Raw genomic sequence first — 18,932 nt, forward strand, 5'->3', positions numbered from 1 at the left:
CGTTCGGGCAAAGCTCCTACGGCCAGATCGAGGAGACCCACTCGGGGTGGTCGACGAAGGGGTTGCGGTTGTGTTGCCAGGTGTCGTAAATGACCTGGTTTCGCCGCTTCTCGAACGCGTCCGGTGGGTCGCCGGCGCTCCACGCCTTGAGCACCGTGAGCTTGCCGATGGCGGGAGCCGTGCCGTTCGCGACCGAGTTGTTCGGCTCGAGGTCGGGCCAGCCGTCGTCCCCCTCGTAGCGGATCGCCATGTAGAAGACCATCCGTGCGACGTCGCCCTTGACCGCGTCCCGCGGCTCGAACGAGTCGCCGTCACGCCAGCAGTCCGAGCACTGGTTGACGGTGGAGCCGCCGTTGTCGAAGTCGAGGTTGCCGCGGTCGCTGTTGACCGTGACGTCCTCCGGGCGCAGGTGGTGGACGTCGGTGCCCGGGCCGTTCGCCGTCCCGAAGTCACCGTGGCTCTTGGCCCAGACGTGCTCGCGGTTCCACTGGTCGACCCCGCCGCCGTGGTCCGACTTGGCGATCGAGCGACCCGAGTAGATCTCGATGACGTTGTTGCTGTTGGCGGGGTCCTGGTCGGTGTCCTTCAGTGCGTCCCAGACCTGGTCGTAGGTCAGCACGGTCTGGTTGCGGATGATCGAGTGCAGCGAGCTGCGCAGCGCCGGTCCCGACTTGCCCAGGGCGCTGGCGTAGTAGGTGTCGGTCGGCGAGGTCGTCGTGGTCGTCGTGGTCGTCGTCGGTGGTGGCGTCGTCGTGGTCGGGCCCGGGTCGGGCGTGCCGCTGGTGATCGCGGTCGGCGACTTCAGGCCGGGATGGGAGAAGTAGGCCGTCAGCTGCCCGGTGACCGTGACCTTCGCGCCGAGCCGGGACGGGTTGGTGCGCAGCCCCCACGCCGAGCGCCACTGGGTCGTCAGCTGCACGTAGAGCATCCGCGAGGTGCCCGTCTCGGACGCGGTGTCGGCCAGCGCGATCGCCAGGTCTCCGCTGAAGCCCGACCGGTTGACCGTGCTGGTGGCGACCGGCTCACCGACGATGTAGCCGGTGACGGCCTGGCTGGTGCCGTCCTGCGTGGCGATGGCCTGGGCCACCGTGAGCGGTGTGGCGGCCAGGGCACTGCGGGCGGTGGTCGCGATGAACGCGACGAGCAGGAGGGCGGCGACGGCTGCCAGACGGGGACGCACCCGGATCGTGAGCTGCATGCAGGCACCGTGCCAGCCGCGCGGCATACACCGGGCGAACGTGCGGTATGGCCTCCGGCCGGGCTTGGCAAAGTTTCTGAATTCCTGCTTCGCCCGGAGTTTCTGAAATCGTGCTTCGCCCGGAGTGCCGGTATGCCGCGCAGGCGGCTCGGCAGGCCCACGCGGTTAGATGTCGGGATGGCAGGCGCGCGCTCCCGCAGGGGGTTCCTCCGTGGGTGAGGAGCAGCCCGCCGTCTTCCGCAAGGGCAGCCGGTCGGCGCCGGCCGGCTACTTCCGGTGGGAGGCCGCCGGCCTCGCGTGGCTGGCCGACGCACCGGGTGGCGCCGCGGTGGTCGAGGTCCTCGCCGTGGGCGACCAGCACATCGACCTGGCGAAGCTGTCGTTCGCCAACCCCGACCCGGCGACGGCTGAGGCGTTCGGGGCGGCGCTGGCGAGGACCCACGATGCCGGAGCGCCCGCGTTCGGGAGCCCTCCCGAGGGGTGGGTGGGCGACGGCTTCCTCGGCCCGGCAACCCAGCTGCTGCCCCTGCGGCTGAGCCCCGACGAGTCATGGGGCTCGTTCTACGCCGAGCAACGACTTCTCCCGATGCTGGCGACGGCGTCCGACCGAGGGCTCTTCCACCGGCACGACCGGGTCGTCTTCGAGCGGGTCGCGCGGCGGCTGCACGACGGGGAGTTCGACGACGGGTCCGCCCCCGCGCGGATCCACGGCGACCTCTGGTCGGGCAACATCGCGTGGACCCCGAGCGGGGCCGTCCTGATCGACCCCGCCGCCCACGGTGGGCACCGGGAGACCGACCTGGCGATGCTGGCGTTGTTCGGCTGCCCGCACTGGGACTTCGTCGTCGGGGGCTACCTGACCCAGCACCGCCTGGACGCGCAGTGGCACGAGCGGGTCGCGCTGCACCAGCTCCACCCCCTGCTGGTACACGCAGTGCTGTTCGGGGCCGACTACCCGCACCGCGCCCTCGAGCTGGCGCGGCGCTACCGCTGAGGTCGGGTCAGGCGGTGATGAGGCCGCGGATGAAGGCGGCCTGCCCGACGTGCTGCTGGTCGTCGTTGACCACGCTCACCAGTCGCACCCCGAGCGTGACCGGTGGGTCCCAGCGCTCGTCGACCACCCGGCCGAGGTCGTCGGGGCTGAGCGGTCGGACGAACTCCACGGTGACGGCGTGGACGGCTTCGAGGTAACCGACCAGGTCCTCGGCGGTCAGCCCACGCACCTGGGCGACCTGCTCGCTCGTGTGGCCGTAGCCGGTGTCGTCGGCGTCGAACGGCAGCCCGAACCGCTCGTGCCAGCCCTGGGTGGTCCAGACCTGCTCGCGGTCGGCCACCGCGGCGACGTGGTCGTCCTGCACCCGGGCGAGGTGCCAGACGAGCCAGCCGATGGAGTTGGCCCGGTCGCCGGGACGTTGCGCGAGCTGGTCCGGCGTGAGTCCGTCGACGGCGCCCCGCGCGCCCTCCCGGATCCGTTCGAAGGCGTCGACGAGCAGCTCTCCCAGGGTCATGTCCGGATCCTAGGCAGATCTGCCGCACGGCGCGCGCCCCGGACGGCTTGCGCGGACCCACGAGCACAGGCAGGGTGGAAGTTGAAGTCGACTTGAAGTAGCTCCGTGACCCAGGGAGGGCGAGCGTGGACACCACCGACGTGCTCACCGTGTCGGAGGTCGCGCGCCGCAGCGGTTTCGCGCCCTCGGCCCTGCGCTACTACGAGCGGGAGGGCCTCGTGGAAGCGTCCCGGACGGCCGGCGGGCAGCGGCGCTACCAGCGCAGCGTGCTGCGCCGGCTCGCGTTCATCCGCGCCGCGAGCAACGTCGGCCTCAGCCTGGAGGAGATCCGCAGCGAGCTGGCCGGCCTGCCGTCCAACCGCACCCCCACGAAGGCGGACTGGCACCGCATCTCGGCGCACTGGCGGACCCGGCTGGACGAGCGGGTGGCGGCCCTGGAGGCGCTCCGCGACAAGCTGGACTCCTGCATCGGGTGCGGCTGCCTCTCGCTCAAGCAGTGCGGCATCTCCAACCCCGCCGACCGCGCGGCCACCGGTCCCGATGTGCCGGGCGCGGCCTACCTGCCACCCATGCTGCGCCGCCAGCACGGCTGACCCCATGCCGCTCCGGTTGCTCAGCTACAACATCCACAGCGGTGTCGGGCTCGACGGCGTGCTGGACCTCGACCGGGTCGCCGACGTCATCGACGCCAGCGGCGCGGCCGTGGTCGCGCTCCAGGAGGTCGACCGCTTCCGTCGTGAGCAGAGCCGGTTCGAGGACCAGCCCGGCCGCCTCGCCGAGCGGCTCGGGATGCACCTCGCGTATGCCGCCAACCTCGACGAGCCGCCGGCCCTCCCGGGTGCCCCGCGTGCGCAGTACGGCACCGCCCTGCTCAGCCGGTTCGCGCTCGAGTCGACCTCCAACACCCTGCTGCCGTGCTTCGAGGGCAGCGAGCAGCGTGGGCTGCTGGAGGCCACGGTGACGGTCGGGGGCCGACCCCTGCGGGTGCTGGGCACGCACCTGCAGTGGGACAGCGAGACCGAGCGGACCCGGCAGGCCGAGGCCATCGTGGCCACCCTCGACGAGCGCCCGACCGTCCTGCTCGGTGACCTCAACACGACCCCCGGCTCACCGGCATACCAGTGCCTCGCCACCCGGCTCGAGGACGCCTGGACCGTGGCCGGGGACGGCGAGAGACCCACCTTCGAGGCCGAGCCGCCACCGCGGCGCATCGACTACGTGTGGGTGGGCGGGGGAGTGCGGGTCGTCGCCGCGCAGGTGCTGCCCTCGGTGGCGTCGGACCACAGCGCGCTGCTCGTCGAGGTCACCCTCCCCGACTGAGCCCCGGGGGGCGCAGGCACCCCAAGTCAGTCCCAAGTGGCGCACAAGCAGGTGAGCCGACGCTGGTCCCGACCAGTTCACCTCCGCACCACTCGAAGGACCACCATGCCTGCCCTGCTCCACCGGCCCACCCCGCGCCGACCCCTGCTCTACCGCCTCGGCCACGGTGCCGCCGCCCACCCGTGGCGCACCCTCGGTGCCTGGGTCGTCCTCGCGCTCGTCGTCGTCGGCCTCGCCGCCACGGCCGGCGGCACCCCGCAGGACGACTACAACGTGCCCGGCGCCCGCTCCCAGGTCGGCATCGACCAGCTGCGCGCCCACCTCCCCGGCGCCGGCAACACCTCCGCCCGCGTCGTCGTCCACGACCGCACCGGCGCCAGGCCGACCGACGCCTCGCTCGCGCAGCTGTCGACCCGCCTGCGGGCCATGCCACACGTCGTCCAGGTCCTGCCGGCCCAGCGGTCGGCCGACGGTGACACCGCCGTCGTCACCGTCACCTACGACGCACCGGTGACCGACCCCGACCTGATGGCCAACCTCGACCCGATCGAGGCCGCCGTCGCGCCCCTGCGGGCCACCGGCGTCCAGGTCGAGCTGGGCGGCGAGCTCCCCGAGAGCGCGGCCGCCCCCATGGCCGGCCGCGGCGAGGTCATCGGCATCGTCGCCGCCCTCGTCATCCTCGTCTTCGCCTTCGGGTCGGTGGTCAGCGCCGGCCTGCCGATCGGCACCGCGCTGGTCGGGCTCGGCGTCGGCAGCGCGGGCATCACCCTGCTCGCCGCCGCCACCGACGTCAGCACCGCAGCCCCGATGGTCGCCACCATGGTCGGGCTCGGTGTGGGCATCGACTACGCGCTGCTGCTCGTGACCCGGCACGCCGAGTACCTCGCCCAGGGGTTCAGCGTCACCGAGTCGGCCGGGCGCGCCGCGGCCACCGCGGGTCGCTCGGTCGTCTTCGCGGCGAGCACGGTGCTGGTGTCGCTGATGGGTCTGCGGCTCGCGGGCCTGCCGGTCTACAGCTCGTTCGGCTTCGCGACCGGCATCGCGGTGCTGAGCGTGATGGCCGCCTCGCTGACGCTGGTGCCGGTGCTGTGCCGGTTCGCCGGGCGACGTCTCCTGCCACGCTCCGTGCGTCGCTCGGGACGCCGGTCCGCAGCCGGCGAGGTCGCCGCCAAGCCCACGCGGGCGCCGCTCACCGCCCGGTGGGCGGTCAAGGTCGCCAAGCGTCCCCTCCTCTGGGCCATGTCGGCCGCGATCGTGATGCTCACCCTGGCCGTGCCCGCGCTCGACATGCGCACCTGGCCGCAGGACCCGAGCAGCCAGTCGACCGAGCTCACCACCCGCCGGGCCTACGACCTCGTCAGCGCCGAGTTCGGCGCGGGCAGCAACGGCCCCCTCACGGTGGTCGTCGACCGCGCCAAGCTCGACCAGTCGGCCGTGGCCGGCCTGGCCCGCGACCTCGAGGCCCGCGCCGACATCGTGGCCGTGACCCCGTCGGTCACCTCGCCGGACTCGGCGATCACCGTGTTCGACGCCATCCCGGCCTTCGGGCCGACCGACGAGCGCACCCCCGGTCTGGTCCGCGACGTGCGGGCACACCTGCCCGCCGGGGCCGAGCTCACCGGCGGCACGGCCTTCTTCGCCGACATCGCCGAGATGCTGGCCGGGCGGCTGTGGATCGTCATCGCCTTCGTGGTGGCCGTCTCGGTGCTGCTGCTGGCCATGGTGTTCCGCTCGGTCGTGATCCCGGTCAAGGCCGCGGTCATGAACCTGCTGAGCATCGGCGCGGCCTACGGCGTCCTGACCGCGGTCTTCCAGTGGGGCTGGGCCACCGACCTGCTCGGCCTCGACCACCCGCTGGCCGTGTCGAGCTGGGTGCCGATCCTGATGTTCGCCATCCTGTTCGGCCTGTCCATGGACTACGAGGTGTTCCTCCTGTCCCGCATCCGCGAGGACTGGGCCCGCACCGGCGACTCGCACGGCAGCGTCGTGCGGGGGCTGTCCGCCACCGGCCGGGTGATCTCGAGTGCGGCGGCCATCATGGTCGCGGTCTTCCTCGGGTTCGCCAGCGAGGTGGACGTCGTGGTCAAGCAGCTCGGCGTCGGCATGGCCGTCGCGATCCTGCTCGACGCCACCGTGGTCCGGATGGTCCTGGTCCCGGCCACCATGTCGCTGCTCGGCGACTGGAACTGGTGGGTGCCGCGCTGGCTCGACCGGGTCCTCCCGCACGTCCGCGCCGAGGTCGAGGACGACGACGTCGAGCTCTGGGACGAGGAGCTCCGCGACGACGAGCGCGAGACCGTCGCCTCCCACTGATCGCGCTCTCCGACCAGTGACTCCCACCCACCGACTTCGCAACCACCGACTTCGCAACCACCGACTTCGCAACCACCGACTCGCAACCACCGACTCGCAACCACTGACCTGAAAGGCGTCTGACCATGACCACCACTGCCACCACGCTCTGGCCGGAGCAGCTCACCTTCCCCGGCCAGACCGCGGCCCACCCGGGCCCGGTCGACATGACGATGATGTACGTGATGCACCACGGCTTCCGCCGCGACCTGGCGGCCTTCGCCGCCGCGGCGAGCGCCACCCCCGTCGAGGCGCGCAGCACCTGGCGCGCCCTCGCCGCCCGCTGGGAGCTGTTCGCCGAGGTGCTGCACCACCACCACTCGGGCGAGGACGCCGGTCTCTGGCCGACCCTCCTCGACCGGGCCGACGCGGCGGAGCGCCGGGTCCTCGAGGCGATGGAGGCCGAGCACGCCGAGATCGACCCGATCCTGGGGGCGTGCGCCGCCGGGTTCGAGCGGCTCGCGCAGCACGCCGACGAGGACGCCCGGGCTGCGCTGGCGGTGCGGCTCTGCGCCGCCCGCGAGAGCCTCGGCCGCCACCTGCGGCACGAGGAGGCCGAGGCGATCGCCCTCATCCAGCGGGTGATGACGAACGAGGAGTGGGAGCAGGTCGAGGAGGAGCACTTCCGCAAGGACGTGACCTTCGCGAAGGTGCTCGCACTCGTGCCGTGGGCGGCCCACGACGTGCCGGGACCGCTGCGCCGGCAGGTGTTCGCGAAGACCGGGCGGCCGAACCACATCCTGTGGCTGCTCACCCGACGGGGCTTCGAGCGGCGGGAGGCGCTCGCCTTCCGCTACCTCGACTGAGCAGCCGCCGGCACGGTCAGAACGAGTAGCGCTCCCGCTGGTCGCGCAGCCACTGCGCGGCCAGCGGGATCTGCCACTGCTCACACAGCTCCAGCGCGCGGTCGGCGTGCCGGGCAGCCAGCTCGCGCTCGCCGACCGCCACGGCCGCGAGCGCGAGGAACGCGTCGGCCGGACCCATCGCGTTGCCCGACCCCGCCGAGCACGAGTGCCCGGCGAACGGAGCCAGGCGGTCGTATGCCGCGGAGGCCAGCGCGTGGTCGTCCAGCCCCAGCGCCGCCTCGGCTGCCGCGCACCAGTTGAGCATCGAGAACCAGTCGTCGTCGTCCACCCGCACGGGGTGCGTCGCGGCATACGCCCGAGCCTGGTCGACCTCACCCGCCCGCAGCCAGAACACCAGCATCGTCGAGGTCACCGGCAGCACGCTGTGCTCGGCGAACTGCTCGAGGATCGGCGTGACCTCGTCGGAGCGTCCCTGCCACAGCCGCAGCGACATCAGCGCCCCGGCGGTCGCGTCCTCGGTCTGGCCGAGCGCCATCTCCTGGTCGAGGCGCACGATGTCGGCCATCCTGCGCTCGCACTCCTCGAACCGCCCGGCCATCGCCAGCCACGGCAGCTCCAGGCTGTCGAGGACGATCAGGCCGTAGGGCAGCCGCAGCCGCCGGGCCCAGTCCCGGGCCACGACGGCGTGCTCCCACATCTCCTCGACCAGACCGAGCTCACCCGCGACGACCGCCCGCAGGGTCGTGGTGACGACGTAGGCGCGCTCGTCGCCGAGGCGGTGGGCCAGCTCCATCCCCTCACTGACCAGGTCACGGCGCAGCTCGGCGGTCGACTGCCGCCAGAGGGCGACGTAGGCGAGCTGGCAGGCGTCGAGCAGGAGCGCGTCGTCGCCGATCCGCCGGGCCATCGCGATGCCTTCCTCCACCAGCGCGCTGCGTTCCTCGAAGGTGGAGCCGTAGTAGATCTCGAGCGCGAGCGCGAGCATCACCCGGCACCGCAACGCGCCGTCAGCCGGCGGCAGGCCTTCCAGCACCCTGCGCAGCGCCGCGACGACGACCTCGTTGACCGTGCCGTGCGGCCCCGACTGCCAGAGTGCCCCCACGGAGGTCGCGGTGGCAGCGCGGCCGAGCAGCACGACGTCGCCGATCTCGTCGGCGACGGCGATGGCCTGCTCGGCGGTGCCGACCAGGCCCTCCCAGTCGCCCGACCAGCGCTGCGCGTCCGCGAGGTCCATCAGGACGTCGTAGCGCTCGCCGAGGGTGGCGTCGGGGTCACCGGGCAGGGCGTCGAGGGCGGAGCGGAGCAGGTCGGCGGACTCCTCGTAGGCGTGCAGCCGGCGCGCCACGGTCGCCGCCCGCACGCACGCCAGCCAGGCTCGCGCCGCGTGGGCCGGGCCCGCCGACAGCCAGTGCCGCGCCACCTCGTTCTCGCGGCCCGCGGTGCCCGACAGGGCCTCGGCGACCCGGGCGTGCGCCCGGGCCCGGCGGGTGCTGGGGATCGCGGCATAGATGGTGTCGCGCACGAGGGCGTGGCCGAAGAGGAACCGGTCGATGCCGTCGTCGCGGACCAGCCCGGCCTCGAGCGCCGGGTCGAGGTGGTCGAGCAGGTCGTCCTCGTCGAGGCGCGACACCGCGGCCAGCGTGGCGAGGTCGAACTGCCGCCCGACCAGGGCGGCCCACCGCAGGGTCGAGACCGTCTCCTCCGGGAGCCGTTGGAGTCGGCGGGTCAGGACGTCGTGGACCGCGGCCGGCGGGTGCGCCTCCGCGACCAGGCCGGACAGGTCGCCGCCCTCACGGGCCAGGCGGGCGTACTCGACGAGGAAGAAGGGGTTGCCGTCGGTGCGCTGCCGCAGCGCCCGGGCCTCGCCGTCGGACGGCGTCGACTCGCTGACCGCCTCCACCACCCGTGACGCGTCGTCGGCGCTGAGCCCTTGCAGGTCGAGGCGCACGGCGTGCCGCCGGGCGAAGGTCTCGACCGCGTCGAGGAGGGCGTCGGTGGGTTCGGGGTGGCTGCGCCAGGTGCCGAGCACCAGCAGCCGGCCCTGCTGCACCGTCTCGCCGAGCAGCCGCAGCACCCGCAGCGAGGCGACGTCGGCCCAGTGCAGGTCGTCGAGCAGCACGACGATGGTGCGTTCGGAGGCCGCCTCGGCCACCGCACCGGCGATCGCCTCCCAGGTCCGGAACCGGCCGCCGCCGTCCTCGTCGCCCTCGGTCTCCTCGGGCAGGTCACGACCCAGCGCCCGCAAGACCTGTTGCCACGGCCACAGGGGCGGGGCGCCGTCGTCCTGCGAGCACCTGCCGAGCAGCACCGTGGCGCCGCGCTCCCCGGCCACCTTGGCCAGCTCGCCGGCCAGCCGGCTCTTGCCGATCCCCGGCTCGCCGACCAGCGCCGCCAGGGCCACCGACCCCGACTCGGCCTGCTCGAGCGCTCCGACCAGGTCGGCCAGCTGGTCGTCGCGCCCGACCAGCGGCCACGGCGGCAGGGTCGGGACGAACGACTGGATGCGGGTCGTGGCCGGCGCGCGGGCCGGCTCGGGAGCAGGGAGGGGCGTCCCCGGCTGCCAGTCGAGGCTGGGGTCCTGGCGCAGCACGGCCGACTGGAGGTCGCGCAGCTCCTGCCCCGGCTCGAGGCCGAGCTCGTCGGCCAGCACGTCGCGCACCTCGCGCAACGTCTCGAGGGCCTCGGCCTGGCGGCCGGCCCGGGTCAGGGCCAGGGCCCGCAGCCCCCACAACCGCTCGCGCAGCGGGTATGCCGTGGTGAGCGACTCGAGCTCGCCGGCCACCGTCGCGTGCTGGCCCAGCTCGAGCGACGCGACCGCACGGTCCTCAAGGGCGACGACGCGCAGCTCCTCGAGCCGGGCCCGCTCCGCGACCGCGGAGGGCGCGTCGTCCAGCTCGAGGTAGGGGGTGCCGCGCCAGAGGGCCAGGGCCTCGTCCAGCTCGGCGACGACGGCCGTGAGCTCCTCCTGCGAGAGACCACTCGGCTCGTGCAGCCCGGCCAGCTGTCCGATCCGCCGGTGGGCCCGGCTGACCGCCCGGTCGAAGCGGGCCGCGTCGAGCGCGTCGTCGTCGACCCGCAGGGCGTACCCCGGCGCGACGGTCACCAGGACGGTCGACGGCGCGCGGGCCGCCCGGTCGGGCTCGAGCGCGCGCCGCAGCCCCGCGACGTAGGCCTGCAGGGTGCCACTCACCCCGGGAGGGCCTCCCTCGGGCCACAGCATGTCCACCAGGGCGTCGACGGACACCGGCCGGCCGTGGTTCATCGCGAGGGCAGCCACCAGGGCACGCTGCTTGCGCGTGCCCAGGTCGACGGGGCCGTCGCCCAGGGACGCCTGCACGGCACCGAGGACACCCACTCTCACCCGCCCGAGGGTACGCGCGAGCGGCGGGTTCCCACTCGTGCTTTCGGGCGATCCGGACGACCGGGGCGCAGCCTTCCCGCGTCCAGCCAGCCGACCCACTCGGCCCGGGTCACTCGCCGCGCTCCTGCTGCGCGTCGCCCCACGACAGGCCGGTATGCCGCGTGGTGGCCACGCGGCATACCAGCCCCCTCTGGTTCCCCCGGCCCCCCGGGCGGTGAGGTCAGTCGGTGACCCGACCGTGCTCGACCAGCCGGGGGATCCGGTGGTTGCCCACGAACAGGCCGTGCGGGTCGACTGCGGAGCGGATTCCCTTGAGCTGCAACCAGGCCCGCTCGTCGTAGGCGGTGCGGGGGTCGACGGCGTTCTCGGCGAAGTTGAGGTAGCTGCGACCGTTGGCCCACGGCGACAGCACCTTGGTGAGGCGGTGCGCGTCGTGCTCGCCCTGGGCGGCCATCTCGGGCGTGAGGGCCATCGCCCCCGCGAAGGTGACGAACTCGGCATCCAGCTTCTTCAACGCGCCGCCACCCTCGTGCTCGCGGCCCAGGGCCCCACCGAGCTGGCGCAGCTCGGCCATCAGCAGCGACGACGTCGAGCCCGGCCCGACCTCGGACAGGAAGGCGTCGACTGCCTCGTCGGGCAGCCCGCCGAGCATGTCGGAGTCGGAGACGACTGGCGTGGGTCCCTCGGGGTCCATGTGCAGCCGCACCAGCGACCGCGCGGGCACCCGCCCGAACGTGTCGATCTCCGGCGACAGGGCCCGCAGGTCGGCGATGGCCGCTGCCCCGGCCTCGTCCGACCCCAGGACCGCTCCGTCGATGACGACGACCGAGCGACCACGGAGCATCTCGGGGATGTCCGGGACCGGGGGCAGGTTGAGGATCCGGAAGGACGTGGTGACGTCGTCGGGGGCGCCGGGGGCCCACTGGGCCCAGCGCCGCAGCACCGGCTCCGCGACCTCGCGGTCCCAGATCAGCATGCCCGCGTAGGCCGACTCGATCGGGTAGAGACGGAACTCGAGCGCGGTGACCACGCCGAAGCTGCCACCGCCCCCGCGCAGCGCCCAGAACAGCTCGGCGTTGCGGTGCGAGTCGGCGCGCAGGTGCTCGCCGTCAGCGGTGACGAGCTCGACCGCGGTGAGGCTGTTGGTGGCCAGGCCCAGTCGGCGGGCGTACCAGCCGATGCCTCCCCCGAGGGAGTAACCGGCGATCCCGACGTCGGGGGAGCTGCCGTGCAGGGCGGCCAGGCCGTGGTCGCCGGCCGGCTCGGTGGCGTGCATCCACAGCGCGCCGCCCTCCACGCGGGCGATCCGGCGCACCGGGTCGATGGTCACGCCGGTCATCGCCGAGGTGCGCAGCACGACGACGTCGTCGAGTCCCTGCGCGACGAGGGGGCCCGCGTTGTGGCCGGTGCTCTGCGGGGCGACCCCCAGGTCTGCCGCGGCGGCCGCCCGGACCACCTGCTGCACCTGGGCGACGGTCCGCGGCTGGGCCACGGCGGCCGGGCGCTGGTCGAGGGCGGCGTTCCACGGCAGGCGAGCCGCGTCGTACCCGGGGTCGCCGGGGAGGTGGACCCCACCGTCGCAGAGCCCGCGCAGGGACTCGGCGCGGAGGCTGGTGGGGGTGGTGGTGCTGGTCGTGCTGGTCATCGGGGTGACTCCTTGTTCCGCTGGCAGTTGGTGTGCGGAACACGGTGCAGCCACCCGCTTGGGCACCACTTGGTGCCGACTTGGGGTCAGTCGGTGAGCACGTGCTGTGGGGTGGTGGTCCCCTACCCGGTCACGGACTCCGCCCGCTCGGCAGAGGGCACCACGGGGCCGGCCGGCTCGGGCTGCGGACGCTGGACGCGACCGCTCACGTCGGCCACAACTTGCTCCAGGAGGTGCACCAGGCGGTCCGCGACGTCGGGGACGCAGGCCACGACGATGCCCTCGACGGCATACGCGACGGTGTGGGGCGCGGTCTGGCGGCGGTAGGTGCGCTCGCTGACGACGGCGTCCCGGGCGTAGCGCACGGCCCAGGCATGAGCCTCCGGGACGGCGGTGAACGACGCCCCGGCCAGGTCGTCGACGAGGTCGCGGACCCCGGGGCGGTCGGCCGCGAGCCGCTGGGCGGTCAGCAGGCCGACGGCGAGCACGTTCTGGCGGGTGGCGGGAGCCACCGGCAGGGCTGCCGCGGCCGCTCGGGTGGCGATCGCGAGGTCGAGGTCGAGGTCGGACCCGGTCAGCCCCACGACGTCGGGGATCAGCGTGACCAGGCGCCCGCGGTCGGCGTCACCCAGCGAGTCGTTGACCAGCCGGGCCAGCGAGGCGAGCAACGGGTGGGTGCAGGCCGGGTGGTCGCTCCAGCGCTCGCCGGCGAGGAAGGAGGCCATCTCCATGAAGCAGGCGCCCTTGCGCGGGTTGCGGTGTCGTCCCGCGGACAGCACCGGCACCAGCTCTGGCAGGGTTGTCTCGCGTCTCATGGCACCTCCCGAGGGGGCCCTGGTGGCTCCGCGCTGGTCGCGTCGCCGGCCCGACTTCCACTATGCGCCGGGTGCGCGGCAGATGCCACCCCCCGTCTCCGCACCGCTCCCTGCACGGCTCCTTGCACCCGCTGCTGTATCGCCTCCGGCCCCTGGTGTCCTCGGTTCGGACTAGTCCGAGCGTCTAGAAATCCGGCCACGCCGACGCGCGTGCCACGGGGCTGCCGGAACCAAACCACGGCATTCGCAAGGCTCGTCTCGTGCACGTGGTGGAGAACGTCCGCCCCCTGCTGTCGGATGTGGTGCAGCGCCGGCGGCCGCACGCTGGGACTACCGGGAGAGGCCGTCGCAGACCCCTCCCGGACCACCATCTGGCTCGTGCAAGGGGGTCCGCCATGACGGTCATCGAACGGCTCTACGACAACGCCTGGTACGTCGCCAACGCGTCGCCCGGCGCCCGCGACCTGCTGGCCGCCGACGTCACCCGCGCGTGGATGGAGCGGGAGGCGGCTCGGGAGGACGCCGAGCGGGCCCGCGGCGTCGCCAACCTGTCACCGGCGCGCTCCGCGCTCGCCCTGTCGCTGGGCAACTCGCGACAGGCCGGCTACGACCGGGCGCGTTCGCGGGCCGCCGAGGCCGCACGGTGCACCGACATCGTGCTCGGCCACGCCTTCACCGTGAAGCGCGAGCTGCACCCCTCCGGCGCGATGGCCGTCGAGATCTCGTCCTGCACCCTCCTGCGTCGCGCCTCCCTGACCGCTGCCGGTCGCGGCGAGGTCTGGTCCGGTCTCTTCCACGACCCGCAGAACCGGCACGTCGGCTCGTTCACGACCACGCTCGGCACCGACCCGTGGGACGCGTTCCACCAGGCCTGCGAGTGGATCGTCAGCGGTCAGCTCTGAGCCGGCCGCCGAGCTCCGCGAGGTAGGGGGCCGAGACGGACTTGGGCACGACCATCGCCCACGCGTCCAGCACCAGCTCGGGCAAGCGGTCGAGGTCGATCGCGTCGGCCCAGGCCTCGACCCACTGGTAGCGCAGGTCGACCTGCCCCGGCATGAAGAACACGTCGGGCTCCGACTCGACGAGGGCCGCCCGCTCCTCGCGGGGGAAGGCGAAGCCGAGCTCCGTCTCGTCGCGGGAGAACGCCAGCCAGACGATGCTGCCGACGCGCCACTTCACCCGGTCGCGGACCAGCACCTCGTAGGCGCGGGGCAGCGGCGCCGCGATCCGGCGGACGTCCTCGACGGTGACTGCCACCCCACCACTGTCGCACCGCGCGGCGACAGCGCAGTAGTGCAGCGGTCCTACGCCGATCAGCCCTCCGGGACGGCCGAGCGCAGCTCCTCGAGCCACGCGCGCCCGGTGACGTCGGACGGCATACGCCAGTCGCCGCGGGGCGAGAGCGACCCTCCCGCAACGACTTTCGGACCGTTGGGCAGCGCGGAGCGCTTGAACTGGTTGCTGAAGAAGCGCTGCACGAAGACCTCCATCCACCGCCGGATGGTGGCCAGGTCGTAGGCCGTGCGGCGGCTCTCGGGATACCCCGCTGGCCAGTCGCCCACCTCGGCGTCGGACCAGGCGTGGAGGGCGAGGAAGGCGATCTTGCTCGGCCGGTAGCCGCGCCGCAGCACGTGGTAGAGCGTGAAGTCCTGCAGAGCGTAGGGGCCGACGGAGTCCTCGGTGGACTGGATCTTCTCGCCCGCCCTGGTCGGCACCAGCTCGGGACTGATCTCCTGGTCGAGGATCTCGGTGAGGGTGTCGTTGACCGCGCCCTCGAACTGGCCGCTGCTGACGACCCAGCGGATCAGGTGCTGCATCAACGTCTTCGGCACGCCGCTGTTGACGCCGTAGTGCGACATCTGGTCGCCCACGCCGTAGGTGCACCACCCGAGCGCGAGCTCCGACAGGTCGCCGGTGCCGAGCACGATGCCGCCGCGCTGGTTGGCGGCCCGGAAGAGGTAGTCGGTGCGCAACCCGGCCTGGACGTTCTCGAAGGTCACGTCGTAGACCTCCTCGCCGCGGCCGAATGGGTGCCCCAGGTCCTTGAGCATCTGGGTGGCCGCAGGCCGGATGTCGAGCTCCTCCCACGTGATGCCGAGCGACTCCATGAGGTGCACGGCGTTGCTCTTCGTGCCCTCGGAGGTCGCGAACCCCGGCATCGTGAAGCCGATGATGTCGGTGCGGGGGCGCCCGAGCCGGTCCATCGCCTTGGCCGCGACGATCAGCGCGTGCGTGGAGTCGAGGCCCCCGCTGACGCCGATCACGATGTGCGGCTGCCAGGTGTCGGTGGCGATGGCGCGCAGCCGCTGCTCGAGACCCGAGACCTGGATGTTGTAGGCCTCGTAGCAGTCGAGCGCGAGCCTGGCCTCGTCGTCGGGGACGAACGGGAAGCGGTCGACCTTGCGGCGCAGCCCGAGGTCGCCCGTCGGTGGCTGCAGGGTGAAGTCGGTGGTGCGGAAGTCGCGGCCGTCGTGCGCGTCGATGCCCTCGGCCCGGCGGTTGTCGTCGAAGGAACCCTGCCGGAGCCGCTCCTGACGCAGCCGGTCGAGGTCGACGTCGACGACGGTGGCGCGCGGCCCGTCGGGGAAGCGCTCGCTCTCGCCGAGCAGGTCACCCAGCTCGTAGACCATCGTCATGCCGTCCCACGACAGGTCGGTGGTGGACTCCCCGGCCGACGCGGCGGCATACAGGTAGGCGGCGTTGCACCGCGCGCTGGCGGAGCGCGCGAGCAGGTGGCGGTCCTCGGCGCGACCGACGGTGATGGGGGAGGCCGAGAGGTTGAGCAGCACGGTGGCGCCGGCGAGCGCGGCCTTGGCGCTCGGCGGCACCGGGACCCACATGTCCTCGCAGATCTCGACGTGGACGACCAGGCCCGGCACGTCGGACGCCTCGAAGAGCAGGTCGGGCCCGAAGGCGAGGTCGCCCTCCTCGTCGGCCCCCGGCCAGTGCGGCGCATGGAGGAACCCGTCTCGGGTGTCGTCGCCGGGCGCGAAGTGCCGCTTCTCGTAGAACTCGCGGTAGTTGGGGAGGTTCGACTTCGGCACCACGCCGAGGACCTTGCCCCGGTGGATCACGACGGCGCAGTTGTAGAGCCGGTTGCCGCGCCGCAGCGGCGCCCCCACCACGACGACCGGGAGCAGCGACTCGGTGGCGGCTGCCACGGTCAGGACGGCGCGGTCGACCTCGTCGAGCAGCACGTCCTGGAGCAGCAGGTCGTCGATGGCGTAGCCCGACAGGCTCAGCTCGGGGAACAACGCCACCGCGACACCGTCCTCGTGCAGCCCGCGCACCTGCTCCACGATCGTCTGGGCGTTGTGCGCGGGATCGCCGGCGGCCACCGGGATGGTGCACGCGGCGACCCGCGCGAAACCGTGGCGGTAGGCCGACGCGAAGGTGGAGGGTGCTGCCCCGTGGTCCATGGCTCCGAGTCTGTCAGAGACCGCGCGACGGCCGGCCCGGATCGCTACGGTGTCGGTGCAGGTGGGGAGGGTCAGCCCGCACGGTCATGGAGGGGACATGGGTTTCAAGACGTCGCTGTATGCCGTGGGGCCGGGCGTGCCCCGCGTCGACCTGGTCGCGCACCACGAGGGTGGCGCCGGGGCCGCCGCGGAGGCCGCCCGACGGTGGTTCCCGGGAGTCCTCGGTGAGCCACTGGGGACGGCCGACCTGTTCGAGGGCGGCTACCCCGGCGAGGGAGAGCTCTACGTCGCGACCTTCGGTCCGACGACGCTCTTCGGCGGTGGTCCCGTCCTGGGCGAACACCGGGACCGCCTCGCGGCGGCTGCCGCGGCGGCCGGCCTGATGTCGTGGGAGCTCAACATCCACAGCGTGGTCGACCTGTGCCAGTTCGAGGTCCACGACGAGACGGGTCGCACGGTGCGCGCCCTCGACATCTACGCGGACGCGGACCCGCAGCAGGTGACCGAGGGCGCGGTCGGCGACCCACTGCCGTTCGAGGTCCCCTACTGGGACGGGGAGCACGCCGAGGTCGACGACTACCCCCACCCGTTCCACCCGTTGGAGCTCGGTGAGGCAGCGATGGCCTGGATGTTCGGCAGCTTCGGGGAGGGCGCGCCCGACGACGCCGTCCAGCGCGGGCTCGGCGACCTGCTCGACCCGTTCGACGTGCCGATGCACGGGTTCCGGGTCGAGGCATCCCGCCAGCGGCCCGGCACCCCACCGCCCGCGGCGCCGACCACGGCACCGCGCAAGGGACTGCTCCGGCGCCTCTTCGGCTGACGCCCGACCCCTCGGCCGTCAGCCCTCGCGCAGCCGGGCGGCCTGTCGGGTGAGGTGGTCGCGCTCCGCAGCGCTCGTCGCCGCCCTGGCGGCCACGGCATACAGGTCCCTCGCCCGGGCGAGGTCGCCCGCCCTTTCGTGGAGGTATGCCGCGACGGCGGCGTGGCGCGGCACGCCCGGGTCGACGGCGGCGAGGGCCCGTAGGCCGGCCAGCGGTCCGTCGGCCTCGCCGACCGCGACCGCCCGGTTGAGCGCCACCACCGGGCTGTCGGTGAGGCGGGTGAGCTCGTCGTACCACTCGAGGACCTGGGTCCAGTCGGTCTCCTCGGCCGACCGCGCGTCGGCGTGCAGGGCGGCGATGGCGGCCTGCGCCTGGTACTCGCCCAGCCGGTCGCGGGCGAGCGCGTGCTGGAGGAGGTCGACACCCTCGGCGATGAGGCCGGTGTCCCACAGCGACCGGTCCTGCTCGGCGAGCGGCACCAGCTCACCCGCGGCCGTGCGACGTGAGTCGCGGCGGGCGTGGTGCAGCAGCATCAGGGCCAGCAGTCCCTGCACCTCGGGCTCGTCGCTGCCGGCCGCCAGCTGGCGGGTCAGCCGGATCGCCTCGGCGGCCAGGTCGACCTCGCCGCCGTAGCCCTCGTTGAAGATCAGGTAGAGGACGTGCAGGACGGTGCGCAGGTCACCCGGCTGGGTGAGTCGCTCACCGGAGAGGGTGCGCTTGGCCCGGCTGATCCGCTGGGCCATGGTCGCCTCGGGCACGAGGTAGGCCTCGGCGACCTGCTTCGTGGTGAGGCCGCCGACCGCCCGGAGGGTCAGCGCGAGGGCCGACGCGGGCGAGAGGGCAGGGTGACACGACAGGAAGAGCAGGAGCAGGGTGTCGTCGGCCTGTTCGGTGGCCCCGGGTCCGGGCTCGTCGTGGAACCGCTCCTCCCTGCGGCGCCGGGCCACCTCGGACCGCACGATGTCGAGGTACTTGCGCGTGGCGACGGTCACCAGCCAGGCCTTCGGGTCGTCCGGCAGCCCGTCCGGCCAGCGCCGGAACGCCTCGACCAGCGCCTCCTGCACGGCGTCCTCGGCAGCGGCGAAGTCGTCTCCGCGGCGCACGAGGACGCCGAGCACCTGCGGGCCGAGGTGCTTGAGCAGCTCCTCCACCTCGGGGTGGTGCCCGGTCGCCCCGCGCACCCCGGTCACTCCGTGACGGTGGGCGGCTCGGACATGAAGGGCCGCACCTCGATCCACTCCTGCAGGGGCACCCCACCCGGTCCGGGGGCCGACGAGAGGAAGGCCGCCGCCTCGTGCGCGCGCTCCTGCGACTCGACGTCGATGATCATCCAGCCGGCGATGAGGTCCTTGGTCTCCGCGAACGGGCCGTCGGTCACCGGCGGCCTGCCCTCGCCGTCGAACCGGACGAACGTGCCCTCCGGCGACAGGGCGTCGGCGTCGACGAACTCCCCCCGCTCGGCCAGCGTGTCGGCCACGTGGCGCATGAAGCTGATGTGGTCGGTGATCTCCTGGGGCGTCCACTGGTCCATCGGGATGCAGCCCTGGGGGCTGCGCTCCGGGCCACCCTGGTAGTGCTTGAGCAACAGGTACTTCGCCATGGTTCCTCCTCGGTCCGTGTCGGCCATTCTGGCCGCCATCACCCCGAGGACGGAGCCGTCAGCCGGTTCTCGACATCAGCCAGGCAG

The 18,932-nt window shown here is 73.3% G+C and carries 16 protein-coding genes; 7 read left to right on the forward strand and 9 right to left on the reverse strand.

Translation table 11 applies throughout. From position 1 onward, the window contains the following. Positions 1–16: 16 nt before the first annotated feature. Positions 17–1,198 (reverse strand): endonuclease, encoded by a 1,182-nt coding sequence (locus tag ABD262_RS12860; RefSeq protein ID WP_344136647.1) that lies wholly within the window; start codon positions 1,196–1,198, stop codon positions 17–19. A 211-nt stretch (positions 1,199–1,409) separates the two neighbouring features. Here ABD262_RS12860 and ABD262_RS12865 point away from each other — a divergent pair, with 211 nt between their 5' ends. After that, a complete protein-coding gene (locus tag ABD262_RS12865) occupies positions 1,410–2,192 on the forward strand; it encodes a fructosamine kinase family protein (RefSeq protein WP_344136650.1) in 783 nt (260 codons plus the stop codon). A gap of 7 nt (positions 2,193–2,199) precedes the next feature. On the opposite strand, the gene ABD262_RS12870 is transcribed toward ABD262_RS12865, so the two are convergent. Beyond that, complete coding sequence (locus ABD262_RS12870) at positions 2,200–2,706, reverse strand: mycothiol transferase (protein WP_344136653.1); 507 nt, start codon at positions 2,704–2,706, stop codon at positions 2,200–2,202. Between the two features lie 125 nt (positions 2,707–2,831). On the opposite strand from ABD262_RS12870, the gene soxR reads away from it, so the two are divergent. The 4 genes from soxR to ABD262_RS12890 all read left to right on the forward strand — a co-directional run bounded on the left by soxR (position 2,832) and on the right by ABD262_RS12890 (position 7,184). Continuing rightward, positions 2,832–3,299: a redox-sensitive transcriptional activator SoxR gene (gene soxR, locus ABD262_RS12875; RefSeq protein ID WP_344136656.1), complete on the forward strand. Its 468-nt coding sequence runs from the start codon at positions 2,832–2,834 to the stop codon at positions 3,297–3,299. A 4-nt stretch (positions 3,300–3,303) separates the two neighbouring features. Next, positions 3,304–4,026, forward strand: a complete 723-nt coding sequence (locus ABD262_RS12880) for an endonuclease/exonuclease/phosphatase family protein (RefSeq protein ID WP_344136659.1) — start codon at positions 3,304–3,306, stop codon at positions 4,024–4,026. A 105-nt stretch (positions 4,027–4,131) separates the two neighbouring features. After that, complete coding sequence (locus ABD262_RS12885; protein ID WP_344136662.1) at positions 4,132–6,339, forward strand: MMPL family transporter; 2,208 nt, start codon at positions 4,132–4,134, stop codon at positions 6,337–6,339. A 125-nt stretch (positions 6,340–6,464) separates the two neighbouring features. After that, the gene (locus ABD262_RS12890) at positions 6,465–7,184 is read left to right on the forward strand and encodes a hemerythrin domain-containing protein (RefSeq protein ID WP_344136665.1); all 720 of its coding nucleotides are present in this window, start codon (positions 6,465–6,467) and stop codon (positions 7,182–7,184) included. A gap of 16 nt (positions 7,185–7,200) precedes the next feature. On the opposite strand, the gene ABD262_RS12895 is transcribed toward ABD262_RS12890, so the two are convergent. The 3 genes from ABD262_RS12895 to ABD262_RS12905 all read right to left on the reverse strand — a co-directional run bounded on the left by ABD262_RS12895 (position 7,201) and on the right by ABD262_RS12905 (position 13,005). Continuing rightward, complete coding sequence (locus tag ABD262_RS12895) at positions 7,201–10,545, reverse strand: ATP-binding protein (protein WP_344136668.1); 3,345 nt, start codon at positions 10,543–10,545, stop codon at positions 7,201–7,203. Between the two features lie 220 nt (positions 10,546–10,765). Further along, complete coding sequence (locus ABD262_RS12900; RefSeq protein WP_344136671.1) at positions 10,766–12,190, reverse strand: FAD-binding oxidoreductase; 1,425 nt, start codon at positions 12,188–12,190, stop codon at positions 10,766–10,768. 122 nt (positions 12,191–12,312) lie between these two features. Then, positions 12,313–13,005, reverse strand: a complete 693-nt coding sequence (locus ABD262_RS12905) for a hypothetical protein (RefSeq protein ID WP_344136674.1) — start codon at positions 13,003–13,005, stop codon at positions 12,313–12,315. A gap of 395 nt (positions 13,006–13,400) precedes the next feature. Between ABD262_RS12905 and ABD262_RS12910 the strand changes: the two genes are divergently transcribed. Next, positions 13,401–13,907, forward strand: coding sequence for a hypothetical protein (locus ABD262_RS12910; protein ID WP_344136677.1), 507 nt, complete (start codon positions 13,401–13,403; stop codon positions 13,905–13,907). Here the strand turns inward: ABD262_RS12910 and ABD262_RS12915 are convergent. Continuing rightward, positions 13,891–14,262: an MmcQ/YjbR family DNA-binding protein gene (locus ABD262_RS12915; RefSeq protein ID WP_344136680.1), complete on the reverse strand. Its 372-nt coding sequence runs from the start codon at positions 14,260–14,262 to the stop codon at positions 13,891–13,893. The two genes, ABD262_RS12910 and ABD262_RS12915, sit on opposite strands and share 17 nt — an antisense overlap. 56 nt (positions 14,263–14,318) lie before the next feature. Further along, positions 14,319–16,424, reverse strand: coding sequence for an NAD(+) synthase (locus tag ABD262_RS12920; protein ID WP_344136682.1), 2,106 nt, complete (start codon positions 16,422–16,424; stop codon positions 14,319–14,321). Between the two features lie 97 nt (positions 16,425–16,521). Here ABD262_RS12920 and ABD262_RS12925 point away from each other — a divergent pair, with 97 nt between their 5' ends. Next, positions 16,522–17,244 carry a DUF6928 family protein gene (locus ABD262_RS12925; RefSeq protein ID WP_344136685.1) on the forward strand — a complete coding sequence of 241 codons (723 nt, stop codon included), beginning with the start codon at positions 16,522–16,524 and terminating at the stop codon, positions 17,242–17,244. Between the two features lie 18 nt (positions 17,245–17,262). On the opposite strand, the gene ABD262_RS12930 is transcribed toward ABD262_RS12925, so the two are convergent. Together ABD262_RS12930 and ABD262_RS12935 are read right to left on the reverse strand one after the other, a co-directional pair. Then, positions 17,263–18,435 (reverse strand): RNA polymerase sigma factor, encoded by a 1,173-nt coding sequence (locus tag ABD262_RS12930; protein ID WP_425564860.1) that lies wholly within the window; start codon positions 18,433–18,435, stop codon positions 17,263–17,265. Further along, positions 18,432–18,845, reverse strand: coding sequence for a YciI family protein (locus ABD262_RS12935; protein WP_344136687.1), 414 nt, complete (start codon positions 18,843–18,845; stop codon positions 18,432–18,434). The genes ABD262_RS12930 and ABD262_RS12935 overlap by 4 nt, the downstream gene beginning before the upstream one ends. Positions 18,846–18,932: the final 87 nt, after the last annotated feature.

The organism is Pedococcus bigeumensis (assembly GCF_039531795.1).
Taxonomy (GTDB): Bacteria; Actinomycetota; Actinomycetes; order Actinomycetales; family Dermatophilaceae; genus Pedococcus; species Pedococcus bigeumensis.

What these genes read in the sequence shown, in the direction of transcription:
- ABD262_RS12935 (WP_344136687.1), bottom strand. Translation starts at nt 18,845, where the DNA reads ATGGCGAAGTACCTGTTGCTCAAGCACTACCAGGGTGGCCCGGAGCGC.
- ABD262_RS12885 (WP_344136662.1), top strand. Translation starts at nt 4,132, where the DNA reads ATGCCTGCCCTGCTCCACCGGCCCACCCCGCGCCGACCCCTGCTCTAC.
- ABD262_RS12925 (WP_344136685.1), top strand. Translation starts at nt 16,522, where the DNA reads ATGGGTTTCAAGACGTCGCTGTATGCCGTGGGGCCGGGCGTGCCCCGC.
- ABD262_RS12920 (WP_344136682.1), bottom strand. Translation starts at nt 16,424, where the DNA reads ATGGACCACGGGGCAGCACCCTCCACCTTCGCGTCGGCCTACCGCCAC.
- ABD262_RS12905 (WP_344136674.1), bottom strand. Translation starts at nt 13,005, where the DNA reads ATGAGACGCGAGACAACCCTGCCAGAGCTGGTGCCGGTGCTGTCCGCG.
- ABD262_RS12890 (WP_344136665.1), top strand. Translation starts at nt 6,465, where the DNA reads ATGACCACCACTGCCACCACGCTCTGGCCGGAGCAGCTCACCTTCCCC.
- ABD262_RS12860 (WP_344136647.1), bottom strand. Translation starts at nt 1,198, where the DNA reads ATGCAGCTCACGATCCGGGTGCGTCCCCGTCTGGCAGCCGTCGCCGCC.
- ABD262_RS12910 (WP_344136677.1), top strand. Translation starts at nt 13,401, where the DNA reads ATGACGGTCATCGAACGGCTCTACGACAACGCCTGGTACGTCGCCAAC.
- ABD262_RS12880 (WP_344136659.1), top strand. Translation starts at nt 3,304, where the DNA reads ATGCCGCTCCGGTTGCTCAGCTACAACATCCACAGCGGTGTCGGGCTC.
- ABD262_RS12870 (WP_344136653.1), bottom strand. Translation starts at nt 2,706, where the DNA reads ATGACCCTGGGAGAGCTGCTCGTCGACGCCTTCGAACGGATCCGGGAG.
- ABD262_RS12900 (WP_344136671.1), bottom strand. Translation starts at nt 12,190, where the DNA reads ATGACCAGCACGACCAGCACCACCACCCCCACCAGCCTCCGCGCCGAG.